Genomic DNA, 22,313 nt, shown 5'->3' on the forward strand with positions numbered 1-22,313 from the left:
ACGGTGAGCCCGGCGCCGCGAAGCGCCCTGGCCCTCTCCACCATTCTCCTACTGTATGCCATGCGGACTCCGTTCCGGACCTCAACGGTCCAACTTTTTGTCCGCAGTCCCGCCGATATTCTGGGATGCGCTTTCCGCTAGGGACTCCAACCGGAAAGCGCATCCCAGAATTCGACCAAATTGTGGGTCGCACTTTCCGGAGCTAAGCGGCAGTTCGCAAAAAAACGGGTGCAGACCGAAGTCCGCACCCGTAAGCGCTGTTTACTTGCGCATCAAGCCGCCGCGCTCGTCGATGGCATCCCAGAAGGCATCGGCAAAGCGAGGATCGCTTGCGGCCATAAGGGCGTTGGTGGCCATCCAGCCAGAAGGCGTGCCGGTGTCGTAGCCCGACAGAGGATCGATGACGACGGCGTACATGGCCTCGCGGTCGAGCGAACGGGCCATGGCGTCGGTCAGCTGGATCTCGCCGCCCTTGCCGGCCTGCTGGTCGGCAAGCAGCTCCATGACCAGCGGGCTCAGCAGATAGCGTCCGACGATGTAAAGGTTAGAAGGCGCAGCCTCGGGAGCAGGCTTCTCCACCAAGCCGCCGATACGCCACACGGCGCCAGGCTCGGCATCGCCAACGCCCTCAGCGCCCTCGAGGGAGCCCACGCGCTCGCCGGCGATAACGCCATAGCGGCTGACCTCCTCGGGAGCACACGCGGCAACAGCGATAACCGAAGCGCCGCCATGCTCCTTGGAGACGGCAAGCATCTTGTCGCAAATGTCATGGTTGGGCACAACATAGTCGCCCAGAAGAACCAGGAAGTTCTCCCCCGCCACAGCATCGGCCGCCGAGCGAATGGCATGGCCGAGGCCCTTGGGCTCGTACTGATAACGGAAGTCGACCGGCATACCGCCTGCGTGTGCAACGGCATCGGCATATGCATCTTTGCCGCGCTCGCGCAGCAGGTTCTCGAGCGAACGGTCGGGCTGGAAGTAGCTCAGCAGCTCGGGCTTACCGGGAGAGGTGACGATGATAGCATCATCGACCTCCTCGGGAGCGAGCGCCTCCTCGACGACATACTGGATAACCGGCTTGTCGAGAACCGGCAGCATCTCTTTGGGCGTGCACTTAGTGCCAGGCAGAAAACGCGTGCCTAGACCGGCGGCGGGGATGATTGCCTTCATATTATTCAAGGATCCTTTCGCAGGCGCAAAGCGCCCCAAGCGTGCGGCACGGCGGCCGCAGACCAAATTGCGATACCGAAGTATCTTACCGCCGGAGACATACGTCGCCGTAAGGCAAACGCAATTCTTCAGCAGGTCAACGCAAATTATTGCTCGAATGGTGCAATTTTATGCCCCAGCGGTAACGGGATTGGCACGGCGAAGACAGCAGTGTTCTGCGTGCCGAGCAATGGGAATGAGGGGGCAAAACAAAAAAGACGGGGCTCGCAATGCGAACCCCGTCTGCAAAGAAATCTGGCGAGAAAGCCTGATTACTTGAGGGTGACAGCAGCGCCAGCAGCCTCGAGCTTCTCCTTGGCAGCCTCGGCGTCCTCCTTCTTGGCACCCTCGAGAACAGCCTTGGGAGCGCTCTCGACGACCTCCTTGGCCTCCTTCAGGCCAAGGTTGGTGAGCTCACGGACGGCCTTGATGACCTGGATCTTGTTGTCGCCGAAGCCCTCGAGCACGACGTCAAACTCGGTCTTCTCCTCGGCCTCAGCAGCGCCAGCAGCGGGAGCGGCGACAACAGCGGCAGGAGCAGCGGCGGAAACGCCGAAGGTGTCCTCGATAGCCTTAACGAGCTCGGAAGCCTCGAGAAGGGTCATTTCCTTAAGAGCATCGATGATCTCATCGGTGGTAAGCTTAGCCATTTCTAAGTCCTTTCGGTTTCCGTGTCTGTGCACGGAGATCAGTTAAAACACGGCGCGAATGCGCCAGGGGTGCGGCGTTGCCGCCGCGGGTGAAAACAGCGACTAGGCTGCCTTCTGCTCGGAGACCTGCTGGATCGAACGAGCGAGACCAGAGGAAACGCCGTTGACGCAGACAGCGATGTCGCGAGCGAAACCGGAGATGAGACCGGCGATCTGGCCGAGAAGCTGGTCCTTGGTGGGCAGCTCGGCGATAGCCTTAACATCATCAGCGGAAACGGCCTTGCCGTCGGAGATACCGCCCTTGATCTCAAGGACGCCCTTGGACTTAGCGGAGAAGTCCTTAAGGGTCTTAGCGGCCTCGACCGGCTCGGTCTCGTAGAACACATAAGCGACGGGGCCGGCGAGGATCTCGTCGAGCTCGGGCTGCTCCTGGTTCTTGAGAGCGATCTTGACCAGGTTGTTCTTGTAGACCTTCATCTCGGCGCCGCACTCGCGAAGCTGATGACGCAGCTCCTGAGCCTGCTTAACCGTCAGACCGTTGTAGTTGACGACGAACAGACCGGCATTCTCGGCGATACGGGACTCGATCTCTGCAACCTTGTCGATTTTGTACTGCTGGGGCATGAATTACACCTCCTCGAATTCTTTCCGGGCACGGTCCGCCACAAGGACGTGACGGGGGCATGTCCAAAAAGAAAGCCCCCGCGCTGCATGAGCGACGGGGGCGAGAAGACATATCTACTCGACCACCTCGGCTGGCGGGATATCCCATTAAGCTCGCGGGCAATGCCCGTTTGCACCGGCTGTCTCTGGCAGCGGATTCGTGCGTGAACCGAAAGTATTATGGCGGGGACCCCGGCGTCGGTCAACGGCAACCCTGGCTGCACACAATTCCACCATCTCGGTCGCGCCGCCAAAGGCCAGGCGCAAGCTTTTCGCTCGGTCAGGTCCTGGGCTCGCACGAAGAGCACATTTAGTGCTCTTCGGCTCGTGCGGAATCTACGAAAAGCTTGCGCCTGGCCTTTGGCGGCGCGGCCTGCGTCAACTATGGGGCAGCCCGGTTTTCCGTTGGCCGGCGCGCCCCACTCATAATGCTTGGGTCGGTGGGCTGATGGTTTTGGGTCCCGGTGGGCTATAGGGTTGACACGAAGTTGGACAGGCGGCGGAGGCCTTCGTCCAGATCTTGGTCGGAGACGCAGTAGCTTAAGCGGATGTGGCCTTCGGTGCCGAAGCAGTCTCCGGGGACTAGGGCTACGTTGGTTTCTTTGATGGCTTTGATGCAGAAGTCTTCGCTTGTTAGGCCGAATTGTTTGATGCTGGGAAAAGCGTAGAAGGCACCGGCTGGTTCCACTACGTCGAGGCCCATGGTGTCTAAGGCTGCGAGCACGCGTTCGCGGCGGGCTCGGTAGACTTTGAGCATAGGGGTTGGGTCGACGGTCAGGGCTCGGGCCGCGGCGTCCATCTCAAAGGAGACGGCGCTCGATACTAGGTATTGGTGAGCTTTTGCGATCTCGGCGATGACGGGGGCTGCAGCTGCGAGCCAGCCCAAGCGCCAGCCGGTCATAGCCCATGGCTTGGAGAAGCTCTCGATGACCACCGTCTGCTCACGCAGCTCCGGGTGGCGCTGGGCAAAGCGCTCATAGCCATCCACATAGACCAGGCGGTTATATACGTCGTCGCAGATTACGTAGATGCCCGCTTGCTCTGCCACGTGTGCCACGGCGTCGAGCGATGCCGCGTCGAGGATACAGCCCGTAGGATTGTTGGGCGTGCAGATGACGATGGCCTTAGTCGCCGGCGTCACGCAGGCGCGAAGCGCGTCCTCGTCAATCTGGAATTGCGCGGGCTCCGTATCCAAGAAGACCGCCTTGGCATGGTTGGCCACGACGATGCTCTCGTACAGACCAAAGGCTGGCGTGGGGATAATAACCTCGTCGCCGGGGTTGAGCATGGCCATAAATGTTGCCGACAGGGCCTCGGTCGCGCCGTCGGTCAGGATGACCTCGTCGGCCGAAAACGTAAGGCCCGCGTCTCCCATGTAGGTAGACAGTGCCTCGCGCAGGGCGGGACGGCCGTTGTTGGGCGGATAGTGCGTGTCACCGCGGCCCAGCGCGGCGGTCACCTCGGCGCTAATCACATCGGGCGTGGGAAAATCGGGCTCGCCAAGCGCGAGCGCGATGCACCCCGGGTGCTGGGCGGCGAGCGCGTTGATCCGGCGGATGCCGGAGGGCTTGAGCGTGGCAAGCGAGGTGTTCATGGGCAGTCGCATGGCATTCCTTTCGTAAGGGTTGCACTAGGATAGCGCGCCCGCGCGCCACCAGACGGTGTAACCTAAACGGAAACCAACCGGAAAGGAGGCGGCATGGAGACAACTGCACGCGGCGATGTACCAAAAACGCTGCAAACCATTGCGTATATCAGTATTCCCGAGAGCGCCGATCTTGAGTTTTTACTCTGGGACCTGCAGGATGCCATCGCCGCCTATGCTCAGCTTTCCGGCACCGCGCTCCCCCGTCCGGTTGATTTGAAGGCAAATGACACCGGTGTTGTCGATGGCATGGTGTTCGCTGTTGATGATGCATTTGATGATGAGGCGATAATCGCTGTCGAGCAGATACTCGATCGCTTCGGGGATACAGAGACACGCGTCTATGTCGTCGTTCTTGCTGGGTCCGAGGACGCCGAACGGGCACACGAAACCGCCGTGCGGCTGCGCCGGGCCTGTCGTCTTCGTGACCTGCCATGGTGCGGTGGCGTTGTCATCTGCGCCGGCAGCGGTATTGCGGCGCTTCGCCACTCCCCGCGTATGGGCCTCTTACGCCGGCCATTTTCCGAAGCGATGGATAAGCTTGTAGGCGCCGTGCGCATGGGCTGCTCCATAGAGCATGCGCAGCTGCTTGGCGGCGGCGATGCCGATAGTGTCGATGTCGACGGCATGGTGCGCGTCAAGCCCGCCGTGCCCGCACCAATCTGGCATGCCATCATCAAACGCCTCGGCACCCATGCTCAATAAAGGATCTAGATTACCGTGCGGTCCAGTCAACTGCCTCGCGCCAGCGCTCGACAAGCCGCTCCAGGCGCCAGGCCGCGTTAGCGGGACTAGTTGACGGCAACACGACAGCGGACAGACCCGTCCGCTCCTGTAGATAGCGCTTATAGAGGCGCCCCGCCGTACCTCCGTTGCATACCACCCGCTCGATGGGCGCAGCTCCAGTGATGCGTTCGATATATGCCGGCACAACGTTTTTGATGCTCGCGTCGCTCGACCCCTTAATGTCGCAGCTCTCGACCACATCCCACAGGGCCACACCACCGTTCAACAGCATGGATCGCTTGGCGGCAATAGAGGCGTCGAGCGTCGCGGGCTCGCCGCCCACCAAAGGGTCGCCCTCGTTGGGCGGCACAGGCACACCGAGGCACGTGGCCATCACGCGCCAAAAGCGATTCTGAGGGTTGCCGTAATAAAAGGCATTGGCGCGCGAAAGCACCGAGGGAAACGACCCGAGCACCAAAACGCGCGAGTGCTGGTCAAACACGGGCTCAAACCCATGCTCAATATGTTGATAGCCCTCGTCTGACACCGCCATGACCTAGGCCCTCAACAGATAGCGCACCTCGTAGGGCGCAAGTTCAAGCGCACCCGTCAGCTCGACCGTGGGCGCATCGTCGGCAAGTAGGTCGACGAAGGAACCGTTGAGTTCGCCGGCTCCAAAGGTATAAGGCTCGTTCACGGCATTGACCGCCACGAGCACCGTCGCGTCGTCGCAGGCGCGCTCGAACAGCAGCTGTTTGTTCTGAATCATCACGTTGCGATACGCACCGTAGTTGAGGGCACGGGCCGCCGCGTCGTCGGCCGAGCGCAGGTGCGTAAGCTGTGTGACGAACGCCGTCAGCTCGTTGGGCGCAGGCTCATCGAGCGCAGGGCGCAGCGCCCAGTCGCCATCGGGGCCGCCCTTTTCGCCAGCAATTCCCCACTCGCTGCCATAGTAGATGCACGGGATGCCCGGCATGCCAAAGAGCATGCCGTAGGCGGGACGCAGGCACGACTTGTCGGTGAGAATGCTCGCCAGGCGCGGCACGTCGTGGTTGTCGACAAACGACAGCAGGTGCTTGCCGCGGTAGATGCACCACGGGTCGCCGCCAAACTGACGGTGCAGCGAGTGGGCGATCTCGAACATGTTGATCGAGTTAAAGCTGGAGTACAGTCCCTTGTAACACTCGTAGTTGGTGCAGGAGTCGAGCATCTCGTCGTTGACGATCTGGTTGTAGTCGCCGTGGAGCGTCTCGCCGATCAGCACAAAGTCGGGCTTGAGCTCACGGGCAAAGGCGTGCAGGCGGCGCATAAAGTCGCGGTCGAGCATGTAAGCGACGTCCAGGCGCAGACCGTCGACGCCAAAGACCTCGGCCCAACGGCGCACGGACTCGAGCAGGTAATCGACCACGGCGGGGTTTTGCAGGTTAAGCTTCACGAGCTCAAAATGGCCTTCCCAGCCCTCGTACCAAAAGCCGTCGCCGTAGCACGAGTCGCCGTCAAAGCTGATGTGGAACCAGTCCTTGTAGGGCGAGTCCCACTTGCGCTCCTGCACATCACGGAAGGCCCAAAAGCCACGGCCCACATGGTTGAAGACGGCGTCGAGCACCACGCGGATGCCGTGGGCATGCAGCGTCTCGCACACGGCGGCAAAGTCGGCATCCCCACCCAGGCGACGGTCGATGTGGCGCAGGCTGCGCGTGTCGTAGCCATGGCTATCGGACTCGAGCGGTGGGTTGATGAGCACAGCGCCAATACCGAGTTCCTGCAGGTAGTCGGCCCATTGGGCGATTTTCATGAAGGGGGCATCGGGGTTGGGCGCGTCGTTGGCAGCCTGGGCAAGCTCATCCTCGGCAACGGGCGCGGCGTTTTCGCGCGGAGCTCCACAAAAGCCCAGCGGATAGATTTGATAGAACGTCGTCTCGTATGCCCACATAGCAACCTCCCGGTAAGCTCAACACAACGACATCCATTGTATGCCCGGCTTGTATCCCCTCCCCCAAAATAAGTTGCGGTGGAATAGTTCCTGCTTGGGCCTTCAGAGGCCTTAAACAGGAACTATTCCACCGCAACTGATGAGGGAACGTGATTAGGCGACGGGCTTGGTGCGACGGATGGCTGGGAACAGTACGGTGATGGCGAGGATGACGCCCACGACGGCAATCGCCCCGCCCGCGAAGCCGATCCAGGCGATACCGGGGCCCGAAACCACGGCGCCGCCGATCGCGGTGCCCGTGCCGATACCCAAATTAAACAGGCCCGAGAAGATCGACATGGCGACAGCCGACGAATCCGCCGGCGTGTACTTGATAAGCTCGGCCTGAAATGCCACATTGAAGGCCGTGGCGCAGCAGCCCCACAGCACGCAGACGGCAAGCACTGCTGCGAGCGACGATGCGGCCGAACCCATGAGCAGCAGGGCCGCTGGCACGCCGGAGAGCGTGATAGCCAAAAACGGGAAGCGGTGCCCATCGAACAGGCGGCCAAACAGCCAGCTGCCCACCAGACCGGAGCAGCCAAACGCCGTCAGCGTCATGGTAATGGCGCCCGCGTCGACGTGCGCGACCTGCGCCAGGAAGGGCTCGATATAGCTGTAGCCTGCGTAATAGCCGGTCGCCATAAAAACCGTGACCGCGTAGAGCGCGATGAGGAACGGGTTCTTGAGCAGCTCGGGCAGCTGTTTAACGGCAAAGCGCTCACCCGCCGGCATGGCAGGGAACACCGCTGCCTGGTACACCACCGCGGCGGCAGAGAAGGCCCCGACCACAGCGAATGTCATGCGCCAGCCCACAGCCAGCCCGATGGCGCGGCCGATCGGCAGGCCAAAGATCTGTGCGATGGACGAGCCCGTGGCGATCATGCTGATGGCGAGCGCCCCGTGACGGGTGTCGACCAGGCGCGACGCCATAATCGAGGCGACCGACCAGAACACGGCATGTGCGCAAGCGACCACCAGGCGTGCACAGACCAAAATAGGATAGGTGGGCGCCACGGCGGACAGGAACTGACCCAGAGAGAACACAGCGAGCACGCCGAGCAGCATACGCTTGAACTCAAAGCGCGAGGCAAACACCATAAGCGGCAGCGACAGCAGCATGACGCCCCAGGCGTAGACCGAAATCATGATGCCTGCCTGGGCCTCGGTGAGCGAGAACGATACGGCAATATCAGTCAGAAGGCCGATGGGCATGAACTCCGATGTGTTGAACACGAACGCGCAGCAGGCGAGCCCGATAAGCGGGAGCCACTGCTTGAGCGAGATGCCATCTTGTCTTGCCTGAGTCATGTAGGAAACCTCTCCGATTGTCTTGGGCGGTGGGCGATTATATAGCAACGGCCCCGCATCCGTCAGCACAGATGCGGGGCCGCAATCAACAACTCAATACACAGAGGTTGCGCCGTCAATAAATAGCTAAGCCAACCCCAGCAATATGCCCGCCGAATGCACGACAAACGCCACAATCCAGGCGACCGTCACCTGAAACGCGAACACGGCAACGGCATAGCGCGCGCCCAACTCGCTCTTGACGGCACCGATTGCCGCCACGCAGGGCGGGTACAGCAGCGTAAAGACCAAGAACACGTAGGCGGTAAACGGCGAAAACATGGTCGACAGCGCCGCGGGTGACGTTGCATCCAAAAGCACGGTGAGGGTCGAGATGACGCTCTCCTTGGCGATAAGTCCGGTGACGAGCGCCGTGGATGCACGCCAGTCGCCAAAGCCAAGCGGCGCCAACGCCGGCGCGATGATGCTACCCAGACCGGCAAGTAGACTCTGCGACTGATCGGCGACCACATTAAAGCGGATGTCAAACGTCTGGAGGAACCAAATGACCACGGTGGCGGCAAAGATGATGGTAAAGGCCTTGGTAATAAAGTCCTTGGCCTTATCCCACGCCAGCATCACCGTCGTCTTGATGCTCGGCAGGCGGTAATTGGGTAGCTCCATGATAAACGGCACCGGGTCGCCCTTAAATGCCGTGCGGTTGAGCACCAAAGCCGCGATGCAACCGACCGCAATGCCAATCAGATAGAGCGAGACCATGGCGGGGACCGTCGCCTGCGGGAAGAATGCTCCGCACAGCAAGCCGTAAACCGGCAACTTGGCCGAGCAGCTCATGAACGGCGTGAGCATGACCGTCATCTTGCGATCATGCTCGGATGGGAGTGTACGGGTCGACATGATAGCCGGCACGGTGCAGCCAAAACCGACGAGCATGGGCACAAAGCTGCGGCCCGACAGGCCAAAGCGACGCAGCACCTTATCCATGACAAAGGCCACGCGCGCCATGTAGCCGGAGTCTTCCAGAATGGAGAGGAACAAGAAGAGCACGACGATAATCGGCAGGAAGGTCAGCACGCTGCCCACACCCGTAAGCACGCCGTCGACAGCCAGCGAGCGCACCACGTCGTTGGTTCCGAACGCCTTGAGACCCGCATCGGCCGAGGCGATGATGGCAGCGATGCCGTCCTCCATAAGTCCCTGCAACGCCGCGCCGATCACGCCAAACGTCAGCCAAAAGACGAGGCCCATGATCACCAGAAACGCCGGGATGGCCGTGTAGCGACCCGTCAGGATGCGGTCGATCTTAACGGAGCGCACGTGCTCGCGGCTCTCGTGCGGCTTCACCACGCAGCGCCCGCACACGTCGCCGATAAAGCTAAAGCGCATATCGGCCAGCGCGGACAGGCGGTCGGTGCCAGCCTCGCCCTCCATCTGGGTAATGATGTGCTCGATAGCGTCAAGTTCGTTGCGATCCAGGTGAAGTGCCTCGGTCACCAGCTCGTCGCCCTCAACCAGCTTGGTCGCCGCAAAACGCAGCGGAATGTGGGCCGTCACGGCATGGTCCTCGATCAGGTTGGCAATGCCGTGGATACAGCGATGCAGCGCACCGCCGTCCGGGCCATCGGGCGCGCAGAAGTCCAGGCGACCCGGGCGCTCGCGGAACCGCGCCACATGCAGAGCGTGATCCACCAGCTCGCCGATACCCTCGTTGCGGGCAGCGCTAATGGGGACAACAGGCACGCCCAACAGGCTCTCGAGCAGGTTGACGTCCACGGCGCCGCCGTTGGCCGTCACCTCGTCCATCATGTTGAGCGCGATAACCATGGGGCAGTCGAGCTCCATAAGCTGCAGCGTCAGGTAGAGGTTGCGCTCGATATTGGTGGCATCGATGATGTCGATGATGGCGTCGGGATGCTCGTCAAGGATGAATTGACGGCTGACAATCTCCTCGCCCGTGTACGGCGACAACGAATAAATACCGGGCAGGTCGGTAACGCTCGCCTCGGGGTGGTTACGGACAGTACCGTCCTTGCGGTCGACCGTCACGCCGGGAAAGTTACCAACATGTTGGTTGGAACCCGTCAGCTGGTTGAACAGCGTGGTCTTGCCGCAATTTTGGTTGCCGGCGAGGGCAAAGTGCAGCGGCGCGCCCTCGGGCACGGCCGTTTTTGCCGCGCGGGGCGAATACGTCCCCTCACCGAGCGCCGGGTGCTCCGTCGTACCGATTGCGGCGTTAACGCGCGGGCTCGTATCGGTGTCGTGAATACCCACGAGCTCAATGCGAGCAGCATCGTCTTTGCGCAGCGTCAACTCGTAGCCACGCAGGCGAATCTCGAGCGGGTCGCCCATGGGGGCGTACTTCATCATGGTGACTTCGGTGCCCGGCGTTAAGCCCATGTCCAAAATATGCTGTCGGAGTGCCTGATCGTCCGATGCCACCGATGCGACAACGGCGTCCTTTCCAATCTCGAGTGTATCGAGCTTCACGTACGTGTTCCTCCCCCGACGCCCACAGGGCGTTGCATTTATGTTCACCATTGCTAACCGTTTGCCATGGCTAACCAATTTTAACCATGCATGATAGCGCGAACATGCAGCGACGTTCAATCAACAGATTGTTGCAATGGGGATTCCGGACCCCGGTTTTCCAGACGAGCCTGCTGCGGAAACTGCATCCCACTACTCAGGCGAATTCCGGTCCCCGATTTCCCGATGGGGCCTCTCGGGGAAACCGCGTCCCACTCCGAAGCGGGACTGCGGACAAAACTGGGACGCGGTTTCCGGTCCGGGCATCAAAACGAAGTTGCGGTGGAATAGTTCCTGTTTGGGGCTTTAACCAGCAAAAACAGGAACTATTTCACCGCAAGTTATGAGGGACGGGAGGGACTGGCCCTCTTACTCTTACAGATGGCGCTCCAGGAAGCGGAAGGCTAGGCGAATCCAAGGGCGGACTGCCACCTGTTTGTCCTCGTTGTCGACCGCGGTATTGGCATTGCCGAGCGAAAGGCCGTGACCGCCTTGGTCAAAGACGTGCATCTCGCAAGCGACGCCCTCCTCGGCCATACGCTGAGCAAACGGATAGACCTGCGCGATCGGCGCCGTTTTGTCATCGGACACGCCCCACACAAAGGTCGGCGGCATCTGACGCGAAACATGCGTGGTAGGGCAGATATCGGCCAGGTGCTCTTCGGTGGCCTCGCCACCGGTCACCATCGACAGGTAGTCGTTGAGCAAATCGCGCCCCGTCTTGCCACCTGTCTTGGGCACGCGCAAGTCGATGCGCGGATCGCGCGTCTGCATGTCGCGGACATAGGCAAGGTCGAGCAACGGATAGCCCAGCACCACGACATCGGGACGAATGTCGTCCGGACGCGCCCCGACAAGTGCCGCGAAGGGGCCGGTCTTCCACTGCGTTGCCAGCGAGGCGCAAATCATGCCGCCCGCCGAGAATCCCACAACGCACACGCGCTTGGGATCGACATGCCACTCGTCGGCATTCGCACGAACCGTGGCGACCATCTTGGCAAGATCTGCCTGGGGGTGCGGAAAGCTCACGTCACCCGTGCCACTCGTGACATAGTTGAGAACAAAGGCCTGGTACCCGTGATCCAAAAAGGCAAACGCCACCGGATCTTGCTCATGCGGGGCGATGTGCGTAAACGCGCCTCCGCCGCAGATGATCACTGCCGGGCGACGACCATTGGGCTTGCCGGGCAGCGGTTCGGCCCCCATATAGGTAAACGTCGCCGGATATTCCTCGGTCGGCTCCTCGCCCCACAGCGCATGGCTCTCGACAATCATATATGCTCCCTTCGCGCGATTCGTGCGCACGTCATGTATCGCCTTCAAGCGTACCCCACTTGGACGCACGGCATCGAAACGCATCCGCAATAAGTTTCCCTTCAACTGATATATCACATAATCCCAGCTCAGGGCCGTCGTTGAGCAGCGTAAAATAGGGACGCTGACCGAGCCGGTAAACACACACGAAACGTTTCCGGCAAAACTACGCGTGCGCCACATGCGCACTTGATACGTTGGAGGCATCTATGGGTCTGCTCGATTCGCTCAAGTCCACGTTCAACTCGTCGGGCGAGGCGTCCGTACCGCCCGCAGCAAGCTTCGCCACCCGCGAAGGCGTCATCTACGCTCCCGTTAACGGTGTGCTCGTCAATCTAAACGAGATTCCCGACGAGACCATCGCCTCGGGTATGCTCGGCCAGGGCTACGGCATCGAGCCCATCACCGGCACCATCTATGCGCCCGCTAACGGCCGCATCGGCGCCACCACCGTCACCAACCACTCTATTGGCATGATCACCGAGGACGGCCTTCGCGTGTTCATCCATGTCGGCCTGGGCACCGTACAAATGAACGGCAAGGGTTTTGCCCGCTTTGTCGAGATGGGCGATGTGGTCAAAGCAGGCCAGCCGCTCATCAGTTTCGACCGCGATGCCATTAAGGCCGCTGGCCACGAGGACATCGTGACCATCATCATCTCCGAGCTCGATCGTCTTAAGAGCATCGACCATGTCGGCGAGTCTGGAACGCTTATCGCCGGCAACCCGCTCGTCAAGCTGGGCGACCCGCTGCTGGTGGCTAAGACCAAGTAACGAGTCCTGCGCCGTACAGCCAATAGGCAACACGCCAAGCGCCCACGACCATCTGGCCGCGGGCGCTTTTCGTTTGAAAACCGTCCCGTCAATGCCTTATCTGTATAGCCCAAATGAGCCGAGCTGCTAGAATATCGAACTGTATGGATAACTATCATTCAACCGTTATGGGAGGATACGTGAACCGCACCAAAATCGCGCAGCTCTATGCCGATGCCGAGTCGCTCGGCGGCAAGACCGTCACTGTCGCCGGCTGGGTCAAGTCCGTCCGCGACATGAAGAACTTTGGCTTCGTCACGCTCAACGACGGCAGTTGCTTCCGCGACCTGCAGGTCGTCATGAACCGCGAGACGCTCGGCAACTACGACGAGATCGCCCACCAAAACGTCTCGGCTGCACTCATTTGCACCGGTACCGTCAAGCTGACCCCCGATGCGCCCCAGCCTTTCGAGCTTTCTGCCACCTCCATCGAGGTAGAGGGCACGAGCGCCCCGGACTACCCGCTGCAGAAGAAGCGCGCAACCGTCGAGTTCCTACGCACCCAGCAGCACCTGCGCCCGCGCACCAACCTGTTCCGCGCCGTGTTCCGCATCCGCTCTGTCGCGGCTGCCGCCATCCACCGCTTCTTCCAAGAGCAGGGCTTTGTCTACGTCAACACCCCCATCATCACCACGAGTGACTGCGAGGGCGCCGGCGAGATGTTCCGCGTGACCACGCTCGACCCCAAAAATCCGCCTCTCACCGAGTCCGGAGAGGTCGACTGGAGCCAGGACTTCTTTGGCAAGCACGCAAGCCTTACCGTGTCCGGCCAGCTCAATGCCGAGAACTTTGCCATGGCCTTTGGCGACGTGTACACCTTTGGCCCCACCTTCCGCGCCGAAAACTCCAACACCACGCGCCACGCCGCCGAGTTTTGGATGATCGAGCCCGAGATGGCCTTTGCCGACCTGAACGACTACATGGATAACGCCGAGGCCATGCTCAAGTACGTTCTTAAGGACGTTATGGCCACTTGCCCCGACGAGCTCAACATGCTCAACAAGTTTGTGGACAAGGGCCTGATCGAGCGCCTGAACCACGTGGCCAACTCCGACTTTGCCCGCGTCACCTACACCGAGGCCGTCGAGATCCTGGAGCAGGCCGTCGCCGCCGGTCACAAGTTTGACTATCCTGTCAGCTGGGGCATTGACCTGCAGACCGAGCACGAGCGCTTCCTGACCGAGGAGCACTTTAAGCGCCCGACCTTCGTGACCGACTACCCGGCCGAGATCAAGGCCTTCTACATGCGCATGAACGACGACGGCAAGACCGTCGCCGCCGCCGACTGCCTGGTTCCCGGTATCGGCGAGATTATCGGCGGCTCCCAGCGCGAGGAGCGCCTGGATCTGCTCGAGGCCCGCATCAAGGACCTGGGCATGGCCCCCGAGCAGTACAAGTACTACCTTGATCTGCGCCGCTATGGCTCCTGCAAACACGCCGGCTACGGCCTGGGCTTCGAGCGCTTGGTAATGTACCTGACGGGCGTGGGCAACATCCGCGACGTCCTTCCGCACCCCCGCACCGTGGGCAACGCCGATTTCTAATCGCCACAGCTCCGCCCCGCGCGTTACAGCGTGTCGCACCAGCGCCTCTCGGCAAGCCGAGGGGCGCTTTTTTCAACAGCATCCGTCAAGCTTTTGTCAAGCTTTTGGTCAGCTGATCAGGGCTGTTGAAAACTCGACCCGCCGCTTGCCGACGACTACCGACCACCCAGAGTGCCCTGTGCCCCTAAGCAAACCCCGTGTCCTAGGCTCCGTAGCGTCATCACCCAAAAACGGAAAGGACGTGAACGCAATGGCCAAACCCGCTGTTGAGAACTACGAGGCCACGACCAGGGGTGCTGCTTCCATGGCAGCCTATCGCGCTGTGCGCATCCTGCAACTCTTAAGCGAGCATACCGGTGAGGACAAAGCGCTTCCTCCCGATGAGCTGATCGAGCGCCTCGCCCATCCCGACGACCCCGCTCGCATGCCCATCTCGGCAGCGCGGCGCAGTATCCATACCGCGATTTCCGCCCTGCGACATGCCGGATACGAGATTGAGTACAAGCGCGGCGCGGGCTACCGACTTCTCACCCGACCGCTCTCCGACGAGGAAATCATTCGACTCCATGGCATGGTCATGCGCAACCGCTCCACACCCATCGCGACCAGAAAAAGCATAGCGCGCCATCTGGTCGCCATGGCAAGCGCCGACGTTCGCGGCTATCTCGATACGTCCGAGCCGGCACCAAGCGCAGAAGGCAAACCCGCCAAGGCCACACGACCGCCCGCCAAACGCATCGATACCTGCGAGCTCATCGAGCGGGCCATCGACCACGGAACCACGGTGAGCTTTGACATTTCAAGCGTCACGACACATGACAAGATCGAAGTGACGCGGATGACCGTTCGGCCTTTTGCCATCAAACAGCGAGACGGCGTCTCGTATCTGCTGGGAACGGTCGTCGACGAGCACGGCTCCGACGACACCCTACGCACCGTCGAGGTCGGCCGCATGAGAAACGTTAGCACGCGCCTGCTCGACGGCAAGAAGCTCTTTGCCGCGCTGGACGAGGGGGAGCGGCCCGCGCCCGCCGCCTAAGTCTTGCCGTTGCCCGCCAAATCCCCCGCCGTCCATCCGGTTCAGTATTAAAAAACCCGACAGGTTGTTGAAAAAATGGGCATCGGCGCTACTATAGACCCACTTGCACTTTGTTTGAGTGCAGTGTTTCCAGCAATTTCTATACGGGGGGTAATGACATGAACGACATCACCATCAGCCGCAGGAGCCTTCTGGTCTCCGCCGGCCTGCTCGCACTGGCCCCGCTCGCCGGATGCGGCGGCAACTCTGGTTCCGGCTCTGCAGCCGCCGGTTCCGACTACACCATCGGCGTTCTGCAGCTCACTGAGCACTCCGCGCTCGACGCCGCCAACGACGGCTTTGTCAAGGCCATCAAGAAGAGCGGACTCAAGGTCAAGATCGACCAGAAGAACGCCCAGAACGACCAGTCCACGTGTAAGTCCATCGCCGACAAGTTTGTGGGCGACAACGTCAACTTGATCTACGCCATCGCCACGCCTGCCGCACAGGCTGCCGCCGGCGCCACGGCCGATATCCCCATCGTGGGCTGCGCCATCACCGACTACGCCGCCTCCGGCCTGGTCCAGGACAACGACAAGCCCGGCACCAATGTCACCGGCGCCTCCGACCTCACCCCGGTCGCCGAGCAGCTCGAGATGATGCAGAAGGTCCTGCCCGACGTTAAAAAGGTCGGACTGCTCTACTGCACCGCCGAGTCCAACTCCGACGTCCAGATCAAGGCCGCCAAGAAAGAACTCGACAAGCTGGGCCTGGAGTACACCGATTTCACCGTCTCGAGCTCCAACGAGATCCAGTCCGTCGTCGAGTCTGCCGTGGGCAAGGTCGACGCGCTCTACTCTCCCACTGACAACACCATCGCCGCGGGCGCTGCGCAGGTCGGTCAGATCTGCAAGGAGAACAAGCTTCCCTTTGTGACCGGCGAGGAGGGCATGTGCATGGCCGGCGGCCTGTTCACCCTTTCCATCAACTATGAGGACCTGGGCTACGCCGCGGGCGAGATGGCCGTTAAGATTCTGAAGGGCGAGGCCAAGCCCGAGGATATGCCGATCAAGCACCTCCCAAGCAAGGATTTGGTCGTCGTCAAGAACGACGAGATGGCCGAGGCCCTGGGTATCGACCTTTCCGCTCTAGACGAGTAGCGCCATGCGCGGTAACGCAGCTAGGCACGCGCTTGCGCCATAGCTGCGTTATTCAATATCTGAGTCATTGGGGCGAACGCTAAAGACCGGCGTTCGCCCTGCTTGTTTTTGGTAAAACAAAATGTCCGTCCGCTGCTCTTTTATGCATTGGTACCGCTATTATGGAAAATCACGTGTCCACCCTATCCTAGGAGGTATGAAGCATGCTCATTGCATTGCAGGGCGCCGTTTCGCAGGGTGTCCTCTGGGGCATTATGGTGCTTGGCGTGTTTATCACGTTCCGCCTGCTCGACATCCCCGATATGACCTGCGACGGCAGCTTTGCCCTCGGCGGCTGCGTCTGCGCCGTGCTCATCGTCAACAACAATGCCGACCCGTTGCTCGCCGTTTTGGCCGGCATGTGCGCCGGCGCCATTGCGGGCGCGGTCACGGGCATTCTGACTACCGTCTTTGAGATTCCCGCGATCCTCGCCGGAATCCTCACCCAGATCAGCCTGTGGTCCATCAACCTGCGCATCATGGGCAAATCCAACACGCCTATCCTTGCCAAGGGCACCGTGTTCTCGGCCGTCAGCAATATGACGGGTCTGCCGCAGTCCACCGTTGCCATCATCCTGGGCATCTTGCTCGCCGTGGCTATCGTTGCCATCCTGTATTGGTTCTTTGGCACCGAGATCGGCTCGGCGCTGCGCGCCACCGGTAACAACGAGTACATGATCCGCGCCCTGGGCGTCAACACCAACTCCACTAAGATGATCGCCCTCGTGCTCTCCAACGCCCTCATTGGCCTTTCGGGCGCGCTCATCTGCCAGAGCCAGAAGTACGCCGACATTGGCATGGGCACCGGCGCCATCGTTATCGGTCTCGCCGCCATTGTTATCGGCGAGGTGCTCGGCCGCCTGCTGCCCGGCGGTCTCACGCAGTTTAGCGTCCGTCTTGCCTCCGCCGTCTTTGGCTCCGTGGTGTACTTCCTCATCCGCGCCATCGTGCTGCAGCTGGGCATGGACGCCAACGACATGAAGCTGCTCTCCGCCGTGATTGTCGCCGTGGCCCTATGCGTGCCCGTGGTTTGGGAGCGCTATAAGCTCCGCAGCTCCTATACGAAGGGGGATGAGGCAGATGCTTAAGCTCTCGCACGTCAAGAAGACCTTTAACAAGGGCACCGTCACCGAAAAGCGCGCTCTTACCGGCGTCGACCTTACCCTCAACGATGGCGACTTTGTAACCGTGATTGGCGGCAACGGCGCCGGCAAGTCCACGCTGCTCAACATGATCGCCGGCGTGTATCCGCTCGATTCGGGCGTTATCGAGCTCGACGGCACCGACATCTCGCGTCTGAGCGAGTCGCAGCGTGCCAAGTACCTGGGCCGCGTGTTCCAGGACCCCATGCGCGGCACCGCAGCCGACATGCAAATTGCCGAGAACCTGGCACTCGCCAAGCGTCGCGGCCAGCGTCGCGGCCTTTCGTGGGGCGTCACCAAGGCCGAGAAGGACGAGTACGTCAAGCTGCTCAAACGCCTGGACCTTGGTCTGGACACGCGCCTCAACGCCAAGGTCGGCCTGCTCTCGGGCGGCCAGCGCCAGGCACTCACCCTGCTCATGGCCACGCTCACCAAGCCGCGCCTGCTACTGCTCGACGAGCACACCGCGGCACTTGACCCCAAGACGGCCTCTAAGGTGCTCAATCTGACCGAGGAGATCGTCGACGAGAACCACCTGACCACGCTCATGGTCACGCATAACATGAACGACGCCATCCGTCTGGGCAATCGCCTGATCATGATGCACGAGGGCCACGTAATCTACGACGTGGCGGGCGATGGGAAGAAATCGCTCACCGTGGCCGACTTGCTTCAGAAGTTCGAGGAGGTCTCGGGCGGCGAGCTCGCCAACGACCGCATGCTGCTGAGCTAAACCTACCAAAAAGGGACAGGTTTATTTTGGCAGGTTTTATCTGCGCAGACGTCAAAACCGCCACAAAGGGACAGACACCTTTGCGGCGGTTTTCGCATATTATGTCGATAATCCAGCGTCAGCAGGGACCACAGGTTAAGAACTAAGGAAACTGCCATGAGAGGATCTCTTCCTCGTCTTGCTTGACCGCCGCACTCCTTGCCGGCGTACTCGCCGGTGCCCCAGCTTACGCCACCGCGGACGCCCCATCTCAAGTTATCGGCCCGTCCAATGTGATCGGACGGGCTTTTTGGTGGGTATCATGGTTGAACGATCTTGAGGAGGTTTTCCCTACATGGAATTGTTTGAGCCGATTCTTCATTTCTTTGAACAGCGGTGGGTCCACAACATCATCTGGGCCGGCATCTTGGCGATAGGTACCGCCGTCGCCGCCAAAGTCGTTTCCAAGACGCTGCGTCACCTGCTCAACCGCGACGATAACCCGCTTCCGGCATCGAGCATCTTCATCAACATTGCGCGCGCCGTCATCTGGATGGTCGGCGGCAGTTTTATCCTAGACAACTGCTTTGGCATTAACGCAAACGCGCTCGTCGCCGCTCTTGGCGTCGGCGGCATTGCCATCTCGCTCGGCTTTCAGGACACGCTGTCGAACCTTATCGGCGGCATGCAGGTGACCTTTATGGGCATCATCAAGCCCGGCGACAATATCGAGGTTGGCGGCGTGTCGGGCGTGGTCCAGGACATCACCTGGCGCCACACGACCATCGAGGATGCCTACGGGCAGACCATCATTGTGCCCAACTCCAACATCTCCAAGGACACGCTCGTGCATCTGATGCCCTTTGGACGTGTGGCCGTGCCCCTCGCGGTAAAAGACCCCTCCAAATGGGCATCACTCGATGCGTTAGCAGACGAGCTCGTCAGCGCCACCAAAACGGCCATCTCGCCCATCTCGGGCTTTGACCAGGAGCCCTACGTGCTCTTTAGCGAAATCGGCGACTTTGGCATCAAGGGCAAGATCATCTTTATCGTCAGCGACGACAGCACCACCTTCACGGCAGCCGACGCCTGCATCCGCGCCATCGCCCCCATCATCGCCTAAACCGCCACAAAGGGGACAGTGAACTGCCTCCCATTTCTTTGACATCGGGAAATGGGAGGTTTTCATTCGTGGTACCATAGTTCATACAGTTGTTTAAACGACTAAGGGAGCAAACTATGGAAGAGGCCTACCGTCAAGCACGCAAGCGCGGCGAGCAAGGACGTCGACGCGCCATTAGCCAATGCGAGCATCCATACCTTACGGACCTCGACAGTTTGGTTGCCCAGCTCCCCCTAGGTCAGCGAGAGAATGTCGGCCTGCGGGATATTCCGCTCGAAATGGTTGTCGGCACGGTTACCAAGGGCCGTCAGTCCGCCTTTTCATGCAACTTTATGCCCCTGCTGCCGTTTAGCACCGAGTTCGCCCGCAAGTGGTCCAACCTCTACGACATTCAGGTAACCGAGGGCTATCGCGACCCCATCATCGTCACCGAGTTCATGCATCGGTTCTATGTCCAGGAGGGCAACAAGCGCGTCAGCGTCCTCAAATTCCTGGACGCCCCGACGGTTTCGGCCAAGGTCACCCGCCTCTACCCCGGCAAATGGGATTCCGTCGAAAGCCGCCTGTACGGCGAGTTCTGCGCGTTTTGGCGTGTCTGCCCCCTATACGAGATCGAGTTCTCGCGCGAAGGAAGCTACGAAACGCTCGCCAAGATGCTCGGTCAGAACCTTATCGAAAAATGGCCCCAGAAAAAGGTCGACTACCTGCGCCACACCTTCCTACTCTTTAAGCGCGCCTACCTTCGCGCGGGCGGCGACCACCTGGACATTACGCCCGCCGACGCCATGCTCGTGTACCTCAATGTGTACAACCAGGACCGCCTGCTGGATACGCCGACAGATATCGTCGTAAACCGCCTGTGCAAGATTTGGCGCGAGCTGGTCATTGCCGGGAAAAGTGACGAGGACAAGGTCGATCTTGTCGAAGCGCCGAACGTCGATGAGGAGGGGTTGCCCGCCAAGTCCACCTCCGGCATGCTCAACTTCTTTATGGGCAAGACCGTCTATTCGGCGGCCAACCCCCTGCGCATCGCCTTTATCCATGAATTCACCTGTGCGACGTCGAGCTGGGACAGCCTGCACGACCAAGGGCGTCAGTATCTCGATGAGCACTTTGGCGGTATCGTGCGCACCGAGGCGTTTGAGGACTGTCACGATCCGGACGTGTTCTACGCCGCCGTGGAAACGGCTGTCAAACATGGAGCAAACGTCATCTTCTCGACCTCGCACCGCCTGATGGAATACACGCTCAGGGCTGCCGTTGAATATCCCCGGGTTCGGTTCCTTAACTGCTCCATCGGCCTTCCCCACCAAAGCGTCCGTTCGTACTTTGGCAAGATGTACGAAGCCAAGTTTCTCCTGGGCGCCCTTGCCGCCAGCATGGCGGACAACCACCGCATCGGTTACCACGCGTCGGTCTTCGCCTCGGGCGCACTCAGCGAGATCAACGCCTTTGCGATTGGCGCCTCGCTGCTCGACCCCCGTGCGCAAATTATCCTGACCTGGGGCGATGTGCCCGCCGGAGGCCTTGCCGAGGCCATGTGCCGCGAAGGCGTGAGCGTCATGACCGGCGCCGACATGTCAAAGTCGCTCGAAGACCCCACGGCCTACGGACTCCACCGCCTGGTCGATGGCAAGGTTACCGGCATTGCCATGCCGGTATGGAACTGGGGCCGATACTACGAGCTTATCGTGCGAAGTCTACTGCATGGCACCTGGGATGAGACCAGTGACGACAGCCAGGTTCGCGCCGTCAACTACTGGTATGGCATGAGCTCGGGCGTTATCGACATTCGCTACGCTCCGGGCCTGCCCTATCAGACGCGCAAGCTTGTTCAGCTCCTCCGCAATGGCATCGTCGAGGGCTCCATCAATCCATTTGGCGGCGAGCTCCACAGCCAAGACGGCGTGGTGCAGATTGAGGGCTTTCCCCCACTGCCGAGCACGCAAATCGTCGAGATGGACTGGCTGGCCGACAACGTGGTGGGCACCATTCCGCAGCCCGACGATGAGCCGAAAGTCCACGCCCTATGAAAATACTTGCCATAGCCGATGCCGAAGAACGATGCCTATGGGAGTGCTTTCGCAAGGAACGCTTTGAGGGTGTCGACCTAATTTTGTCCGCTGGCGATCTAGACCCGGACTATCTTGAGTTTTTGGTCACGGTCATCAACAGACCGCTCATCTACGTGCGTGGCAATCACGATGACCGCTACGCGCGTCATGCACCGGGCGGCTGCATCTGTGTCGAAGACACCGTGTACGTGTATCGCGGCGTCCGCATTGCGGGGCTTGGCGGCTCCATGCGCTATCGAGATGGCGCTAACATGTACACCGAGCGCGAGATGGCCAAGCGCGTGCGCAAGCTGTCCCGCAAAGTGAGGATGGTCGGCGGCTGCGACATCTTGCTCACCCATGCGCCCGCCGCCGGCATGGGCGATCTGGACGATCTGCCGCATCGGGGATTCGAATGCTTTAACACAGCGATCAAGACATGGAATCCCGACTACATGGTGCACGGGCATGTGCACCAATGCTATGTTCGCGACTTTCAACGCGAACGCCAGCACGCATGCGGAACGACGATTATCAACGCCTGCGGCTATACGCAGTTTGAGCTGGACGAAGCGCGCTACCCCATCCGTGGCTGGCAGGCAGCCTGGCTCAATTCGCAAACCATGCGCCGCGAGCTCAAGCGCCACGAGGCAATAGAGTCCTCAACCGCCAGAACCCCCTGGTAACCACCAC

Annotated in this window: 19 protein-coding genes; 10 read left to right on the plus strand and 9 right to left on the minus strand. The window is 60.6% G+C overall.

The window, feature by feature from the left end; translation table 11 throughout:
• Positions 1–261 precede the first annotated feature (261 nt).
• From ACTQ40_RS02040 to ACTQ40_RS02055, 4 genes are all read right to left on the minus strand, one after another.
• Positions 262–1,170 (minus strand): UTP--glucose-1-phosphate uridylyltransferase, encoded by a 909-nt coding sequence (locus tag ACTQ40_RS02040; protein ID WP_441563222.1) that lies wholly within the window; start codon positions 1,168–1,170, stop codon positions 262–264.
• Between the two features lie 311 nt (positions 1,171–1,481).
• The gene (gene rplL / locus ACTQ40_RS02045; RefSeq protein ID WP_154514707.1) at positions 1,482–1,859 is read right to left on the minus strand and encodes a 50S ribosomal protein L7/L12; all 378 of its coding nucleotides are present in this window, start codon (positions 1,857–1,859) and stop codon (positions 1,482–1,484) included.
• A gap of 102 nt (positions 1,860–1,961) precedes the next feature.
• Entirely contained in the window at positions 1,962–2,483 is a 522-nt protein-coding gene (rplJ, locus tag ACTQ40_RS02050; RefSeq protein WP_117646079.1) for a 50S ribosomal protein L10, read from the minus strand.
• A 508-nt stretch (positions 2,484–2,991) separates the two neighbouring features.
• Positions 2,992–4,128 (minus strand): pyridoxal phosphate-dependent aminotransferase, encoded by a 1,137-nt coding sequence (locus ACTQ40_RS02055; RefSeq protein WP_441563223.1) that lies wholly within the window; start codon positions 4,126–4,128, stop codon positions 2,992–2,994.
• A gap of 93 nt (positions 4,129–4,221) precedes the next feature.
• Here ACTQ40_RS02055 and ACTQ40_RS02060 point away from each other — a divergent pair, with 93 nt between their 5' ends.
• Entirely contained in the window at positions 4,222–4,872 is a 651-nt protein-coding gene (locus tag ACTQ40_RS02060; protein ID WP_441563224.1) for a hypothetical protein, read from the plus strand.
• A 10-nt stretch (positions 4,873–4,882) separates the two neighbouring features.
• Here the strand turns inward: ACTQ40_RS02060 and ACTQ40_RS02065 are convergent, their stop codons facing one another.
• From ACTQ40_RS02065 to ACTQ40_RS02085, 5 genes are all read right to left on the minus strand, one after another.
• Complete coding sequence (locus tag ACTQ40_RS02065; protein ID WP_441563225.1) at positions 4,883–5,446, minus strand: uracil-DNA glycosylase family protein; 564 nt, start codon at positions 5,444–5,446, stop codon at positions 4,883–4,885.
• Between the two features lie 3 nt (positions 5,447–5,449).
• The gene (locus ACTQ40_RS02070; RefSeq protein ID WP_441563226.1) at positions 5,450–6,826 is read right to left on the minus strand and encodes an alpha-amylase family glycosyl hydrolase; all 1,377 of its coding nucleotides are present in this window, start codon (positions 6,824–6,826) and stop codon (positions 5,450–5,452) included.
• Between the two features lie 153 nt (positions 6,827–6,979).
• Positions 6,980–8,176, minus strand: coding sequence for an MFS transporter (locus ACTQ40_RS02075; protein ID WP_441547197.1), 1,197 nt, complete (start codon positions 8,174–8,176; stop codon positions 6,980–6,982).
• A 126-nt stretch (positions 8,177–8,302) separates the two neighbouring features.
• On the minus strand, positions 8,303–10,663 hold the full coding sequence (gene feoB / locus ACTQ40_RS02080; RefSeq protein WP_441563227.1) for a ferrous iron transport protein B: 2,361 nt from the start codon (positions 10,661–10,663) through the stop codon (positions 8,303–8,305).
• 414 nt (positions 10,664–11,077) lie between these two features.
• Positions 11,078–11,977: an alpha/beta hydrolase gene (locus ACTQ40_RS02085; protein ID WP_441563228.1), complete on the minus strand. Its 900-nt coding sequence runs from the start codon at positions 11,975–11,977 to the stop codon at positions 11,078–11,080.
• A gap of 248 nt (positions 11,978–12,225) precedes the next feature.
• On the opposite strand from ACTQ40_RS02085, the gene ACTQ40_RS02090 reads away from it, so the two are divergent.
• From ACTQ40_RS02090 to ACTQ40_RS02130, 9 genes are all read left to right on the plus strand, one after another.
• The gene (locus ACTQ40_RS02090; RefSeq protein WP_441563229.1) at positions 12,226–12,789 is read left to right on the plus strand and encodes a PTS sugar transporter subunit IIA; all 564 of its coding nucleotides are present in this window, start codon (positions 12,226–12,228) and stop codon (positions 12,787–12,789) included.
• Between the two features lie 179 nt (positions 12,790–12,968).
• Positions 12,969–14,372: an asparagine--tRNA ligase gene (gene asnS / locus ACTQ40_RS02095; RefSeq protein WP_427796158.1), complete on the plus strand. Its 1,404-nt coding sequence runs from the start codon at positions 12,969–12,971 to the stop codon at positions 14,370–14,372.
• A 250-nt stretch (positions 14,373–14,622) separates the two neighbouring features.
• The gene (locus ACTQ40_RS02100) at positions 14,623–15,411 is read left to right on the plus strand and encodes a hypothetical protein (RefSeq protein WP_441563230.1); all 789 of its coding nucleotides are present in this window, start codon (positions 14,623–14,625) and stop codon (positions 15,409–15,411) included.
• Between the two features lie 158 nt (positions 15,412–15,569).
• Positions 15,570–16,550: an ABC transporter substrate-binding protein gene (locus tag ACTQ40_RS02105; RefSeq protein ID WP_441563231.1), complete on the plus strand. Its 981-nt coding sequence runs from the start codon at positions 15,570–15,572 to the stop codon at positions 16,548–16,550.
• Positions 16,551–16,753: 203 nt separating this feature from the next.
• Positions 16,754–17,677 (plus strand): ABC transporter permease, encoded by a 924-nt coding sequence (locus tag ACTQ40_RS02110; protein ID WP_427718394.1) that lies wholly within the window; start codon positions 16,754–16,756, stop codon positions 17,675–17,677.
• Positions 17,670–18,464: an ABC transporter ATP-binding protein gene (locus ACTQ40_RS02115; RefSeq protein ID WP_441563232.1), complete on the plus strand. Its 795-nt coding sequence runs from the start codon at positions 17,670–17,672 to the stop codon at positions 18,462–18,464. Before ACTQ40_RS02110 ends, ACTQ40_RS02115 begins: the two co-directional genes overlap by 8 nt.
• Positions 18,465–18,798: 334 nt before the next feature.
• The gene (locus ACTQ40_RS02120) at positions 18,799–19,566 is read left to right on the plus strand and encodes a mechanosensitive ion channel family protein (RefSeq protein ID WP_441563233.1); all 768 of its coding nucleotides are present in this window, start codon (positions 18,799–18,801) and stop codon (positions 19,564–19,566) included.
• Between the two features lie 116 nt (positions 19,567–19,682).
• Complete coding sequence (locus tag ACTQ40_RS02125) at positions 19,683–21,599, plus strand: BMP family ABC transporter substrate-binding protein (RefSeq protein ID WP_441563234.1); 1,917 nt, start codon at positions 19,683–19,685, stop codon at positions 21,597–21,599.
• Positions 21,596–22,306, plus strand: a complete 711-nt coding sequence (locus ACTQ40_RS02130) for a metallophosphoesterase family protein (protein WP_441563235.1) — start codon at positions 21,596–21,598, stop codon at positions 22,304–22,306. The genes ACTQ40_RS02125 and ACTQ40_RS02130 overlap by 4 nt, the downstream gene beginning before the upstream one ends.
• Positions 22,307–22,313 lie beyond the last annotated feature (7 nt).

Source organism: Collinsella sp. Sow4_D11, assembly GCF_052116465.1.
Lineage (GTDB): Bacteria > Actinomycetota > Coriobacteriia > Coriobacteriales > Coriobacteriaceae > Collinsella.

Bases quoted from the DNA above. Each gene is read 5' to 3' on its own strand.
- ACTQ40_RS02075 (WP_441547197.1), bottom strand. From the start codon at position 8,176: ATGACTCAGGCAAGACAAGATGGCATCTCGCTCAAGCAGTGGCTCCCG.
- ACTQ40_RS02110 (WP_427718394.1), top strand. From the start codon at position 16,754: ATGCTCATTGCATTGCAGGGCGCCGTTTCGCAGGGTGTCCTCTGGGGC.
- ACTQ40_RS02070 (WP_441563226.1), bottom strand. From the start codon at position 6,826: ATGTGGGCATACGAGACGACGTTCTATCAAATCTATCCGCTGGGCTTT.
- ACTQ40_RS02105 (WP_441563231.1), top strand. From the start codon at position 15,570: ATGAACGACATCACCATCAGCCGCAGGAGCCTTCTGGTCTCCGCCGGC.
- ACTQ40_RS02090 (WP_441563229.1), top strand. From the start codon at position 12,226: ATGGGTCTGCTCGATTCGCTCAAGTCCACGTTCAACTCGTCGGGCGAG.
- ACTQ40_RS02125 (WP_441563234.1), top strand. From the start codon at position 19,683: ATGGAAGAGGCCTACCGTCAAGCACGCAAGCGCGGCGAGCAAGGACGT.
- rplL (WP_154514707.1), bottom strand. From the start codon at position 1,859: ATGGCTAAGCTTACCACCGATGAGATCATCGATGCTCTTAAGGAAATG.
- ACTQ40_RS02120 (WP_441563233.1), top strand. From the start codon at position 18,799: ATGGAATTGTTTGAGCCGATTCTTCATTTCTTTGAACAGCGGTGGGTC.
- ACTQ40_RS02085 (WP_441563228.1), bottom strand. From the start codon at position 11,977: ATGATTGTCGAGAGCCATGCGCTGTGGGGCGAGGAGCCGACCGAGGAA.
- ACTQ40_RS02055 (WP_441563223.1), bottom strand. From the start codon at position 4,128: ATGCGACTGCCCATGAACACCTCGCTTGCCACGCTCAAGCCCTCCGGC.
- rplJ (WP_117646079.1), bottom strand. From the start codon at position 2,483: ATGCCCCAGCAGTACAAAATCGACAAGGTTGCAGAGATCGAGTCCCGT.
- ACTQ40_RS02130 (WP_441563235.1), top strand. From the start codon at position 21,596: ATGAAAATACTTGCCATAGCCGATGCCGAAGAACGATGCCTATGGGAG.
- ACTQ40_RS02040 (WP_441563222.1), bottom strand. From the start codon at position 1,170: ATGAAGGCAATCATCCCCGCCGCCGGTCTAGGCACGCGTTTTCTGCCT.
- ACTQ40_RS02100 (WP_441563230.1), top strand. From the start codon at position 14,623: ATGGCCAAACCCGCTGTTGAGAACTACGAGGCCACGACCAGGGGTGCT.
- ACTQ40_RS02115 (WP_441563232.1), top strand. From the start codon at position 17,670: ATGCTTAAGCTCTCGCACGTCAAGAAGACCTTTAACAAGGGCACCGTC.
- ACTQ40_RS02065 (WP_441563225.1), bottom strand. From the start codon at position 5,446: ATGGCGGTGTCAGACGAGGGCTATCAACATATTGAGCATGGGTTTGAG.
- ACTQ40_RS02060 (WP_441563224.1), top strand. From the start codon at position 4,222: ATGGAGACAACTGCACGCGGCGATGTACCAAAAACGCTGCAAACCATT.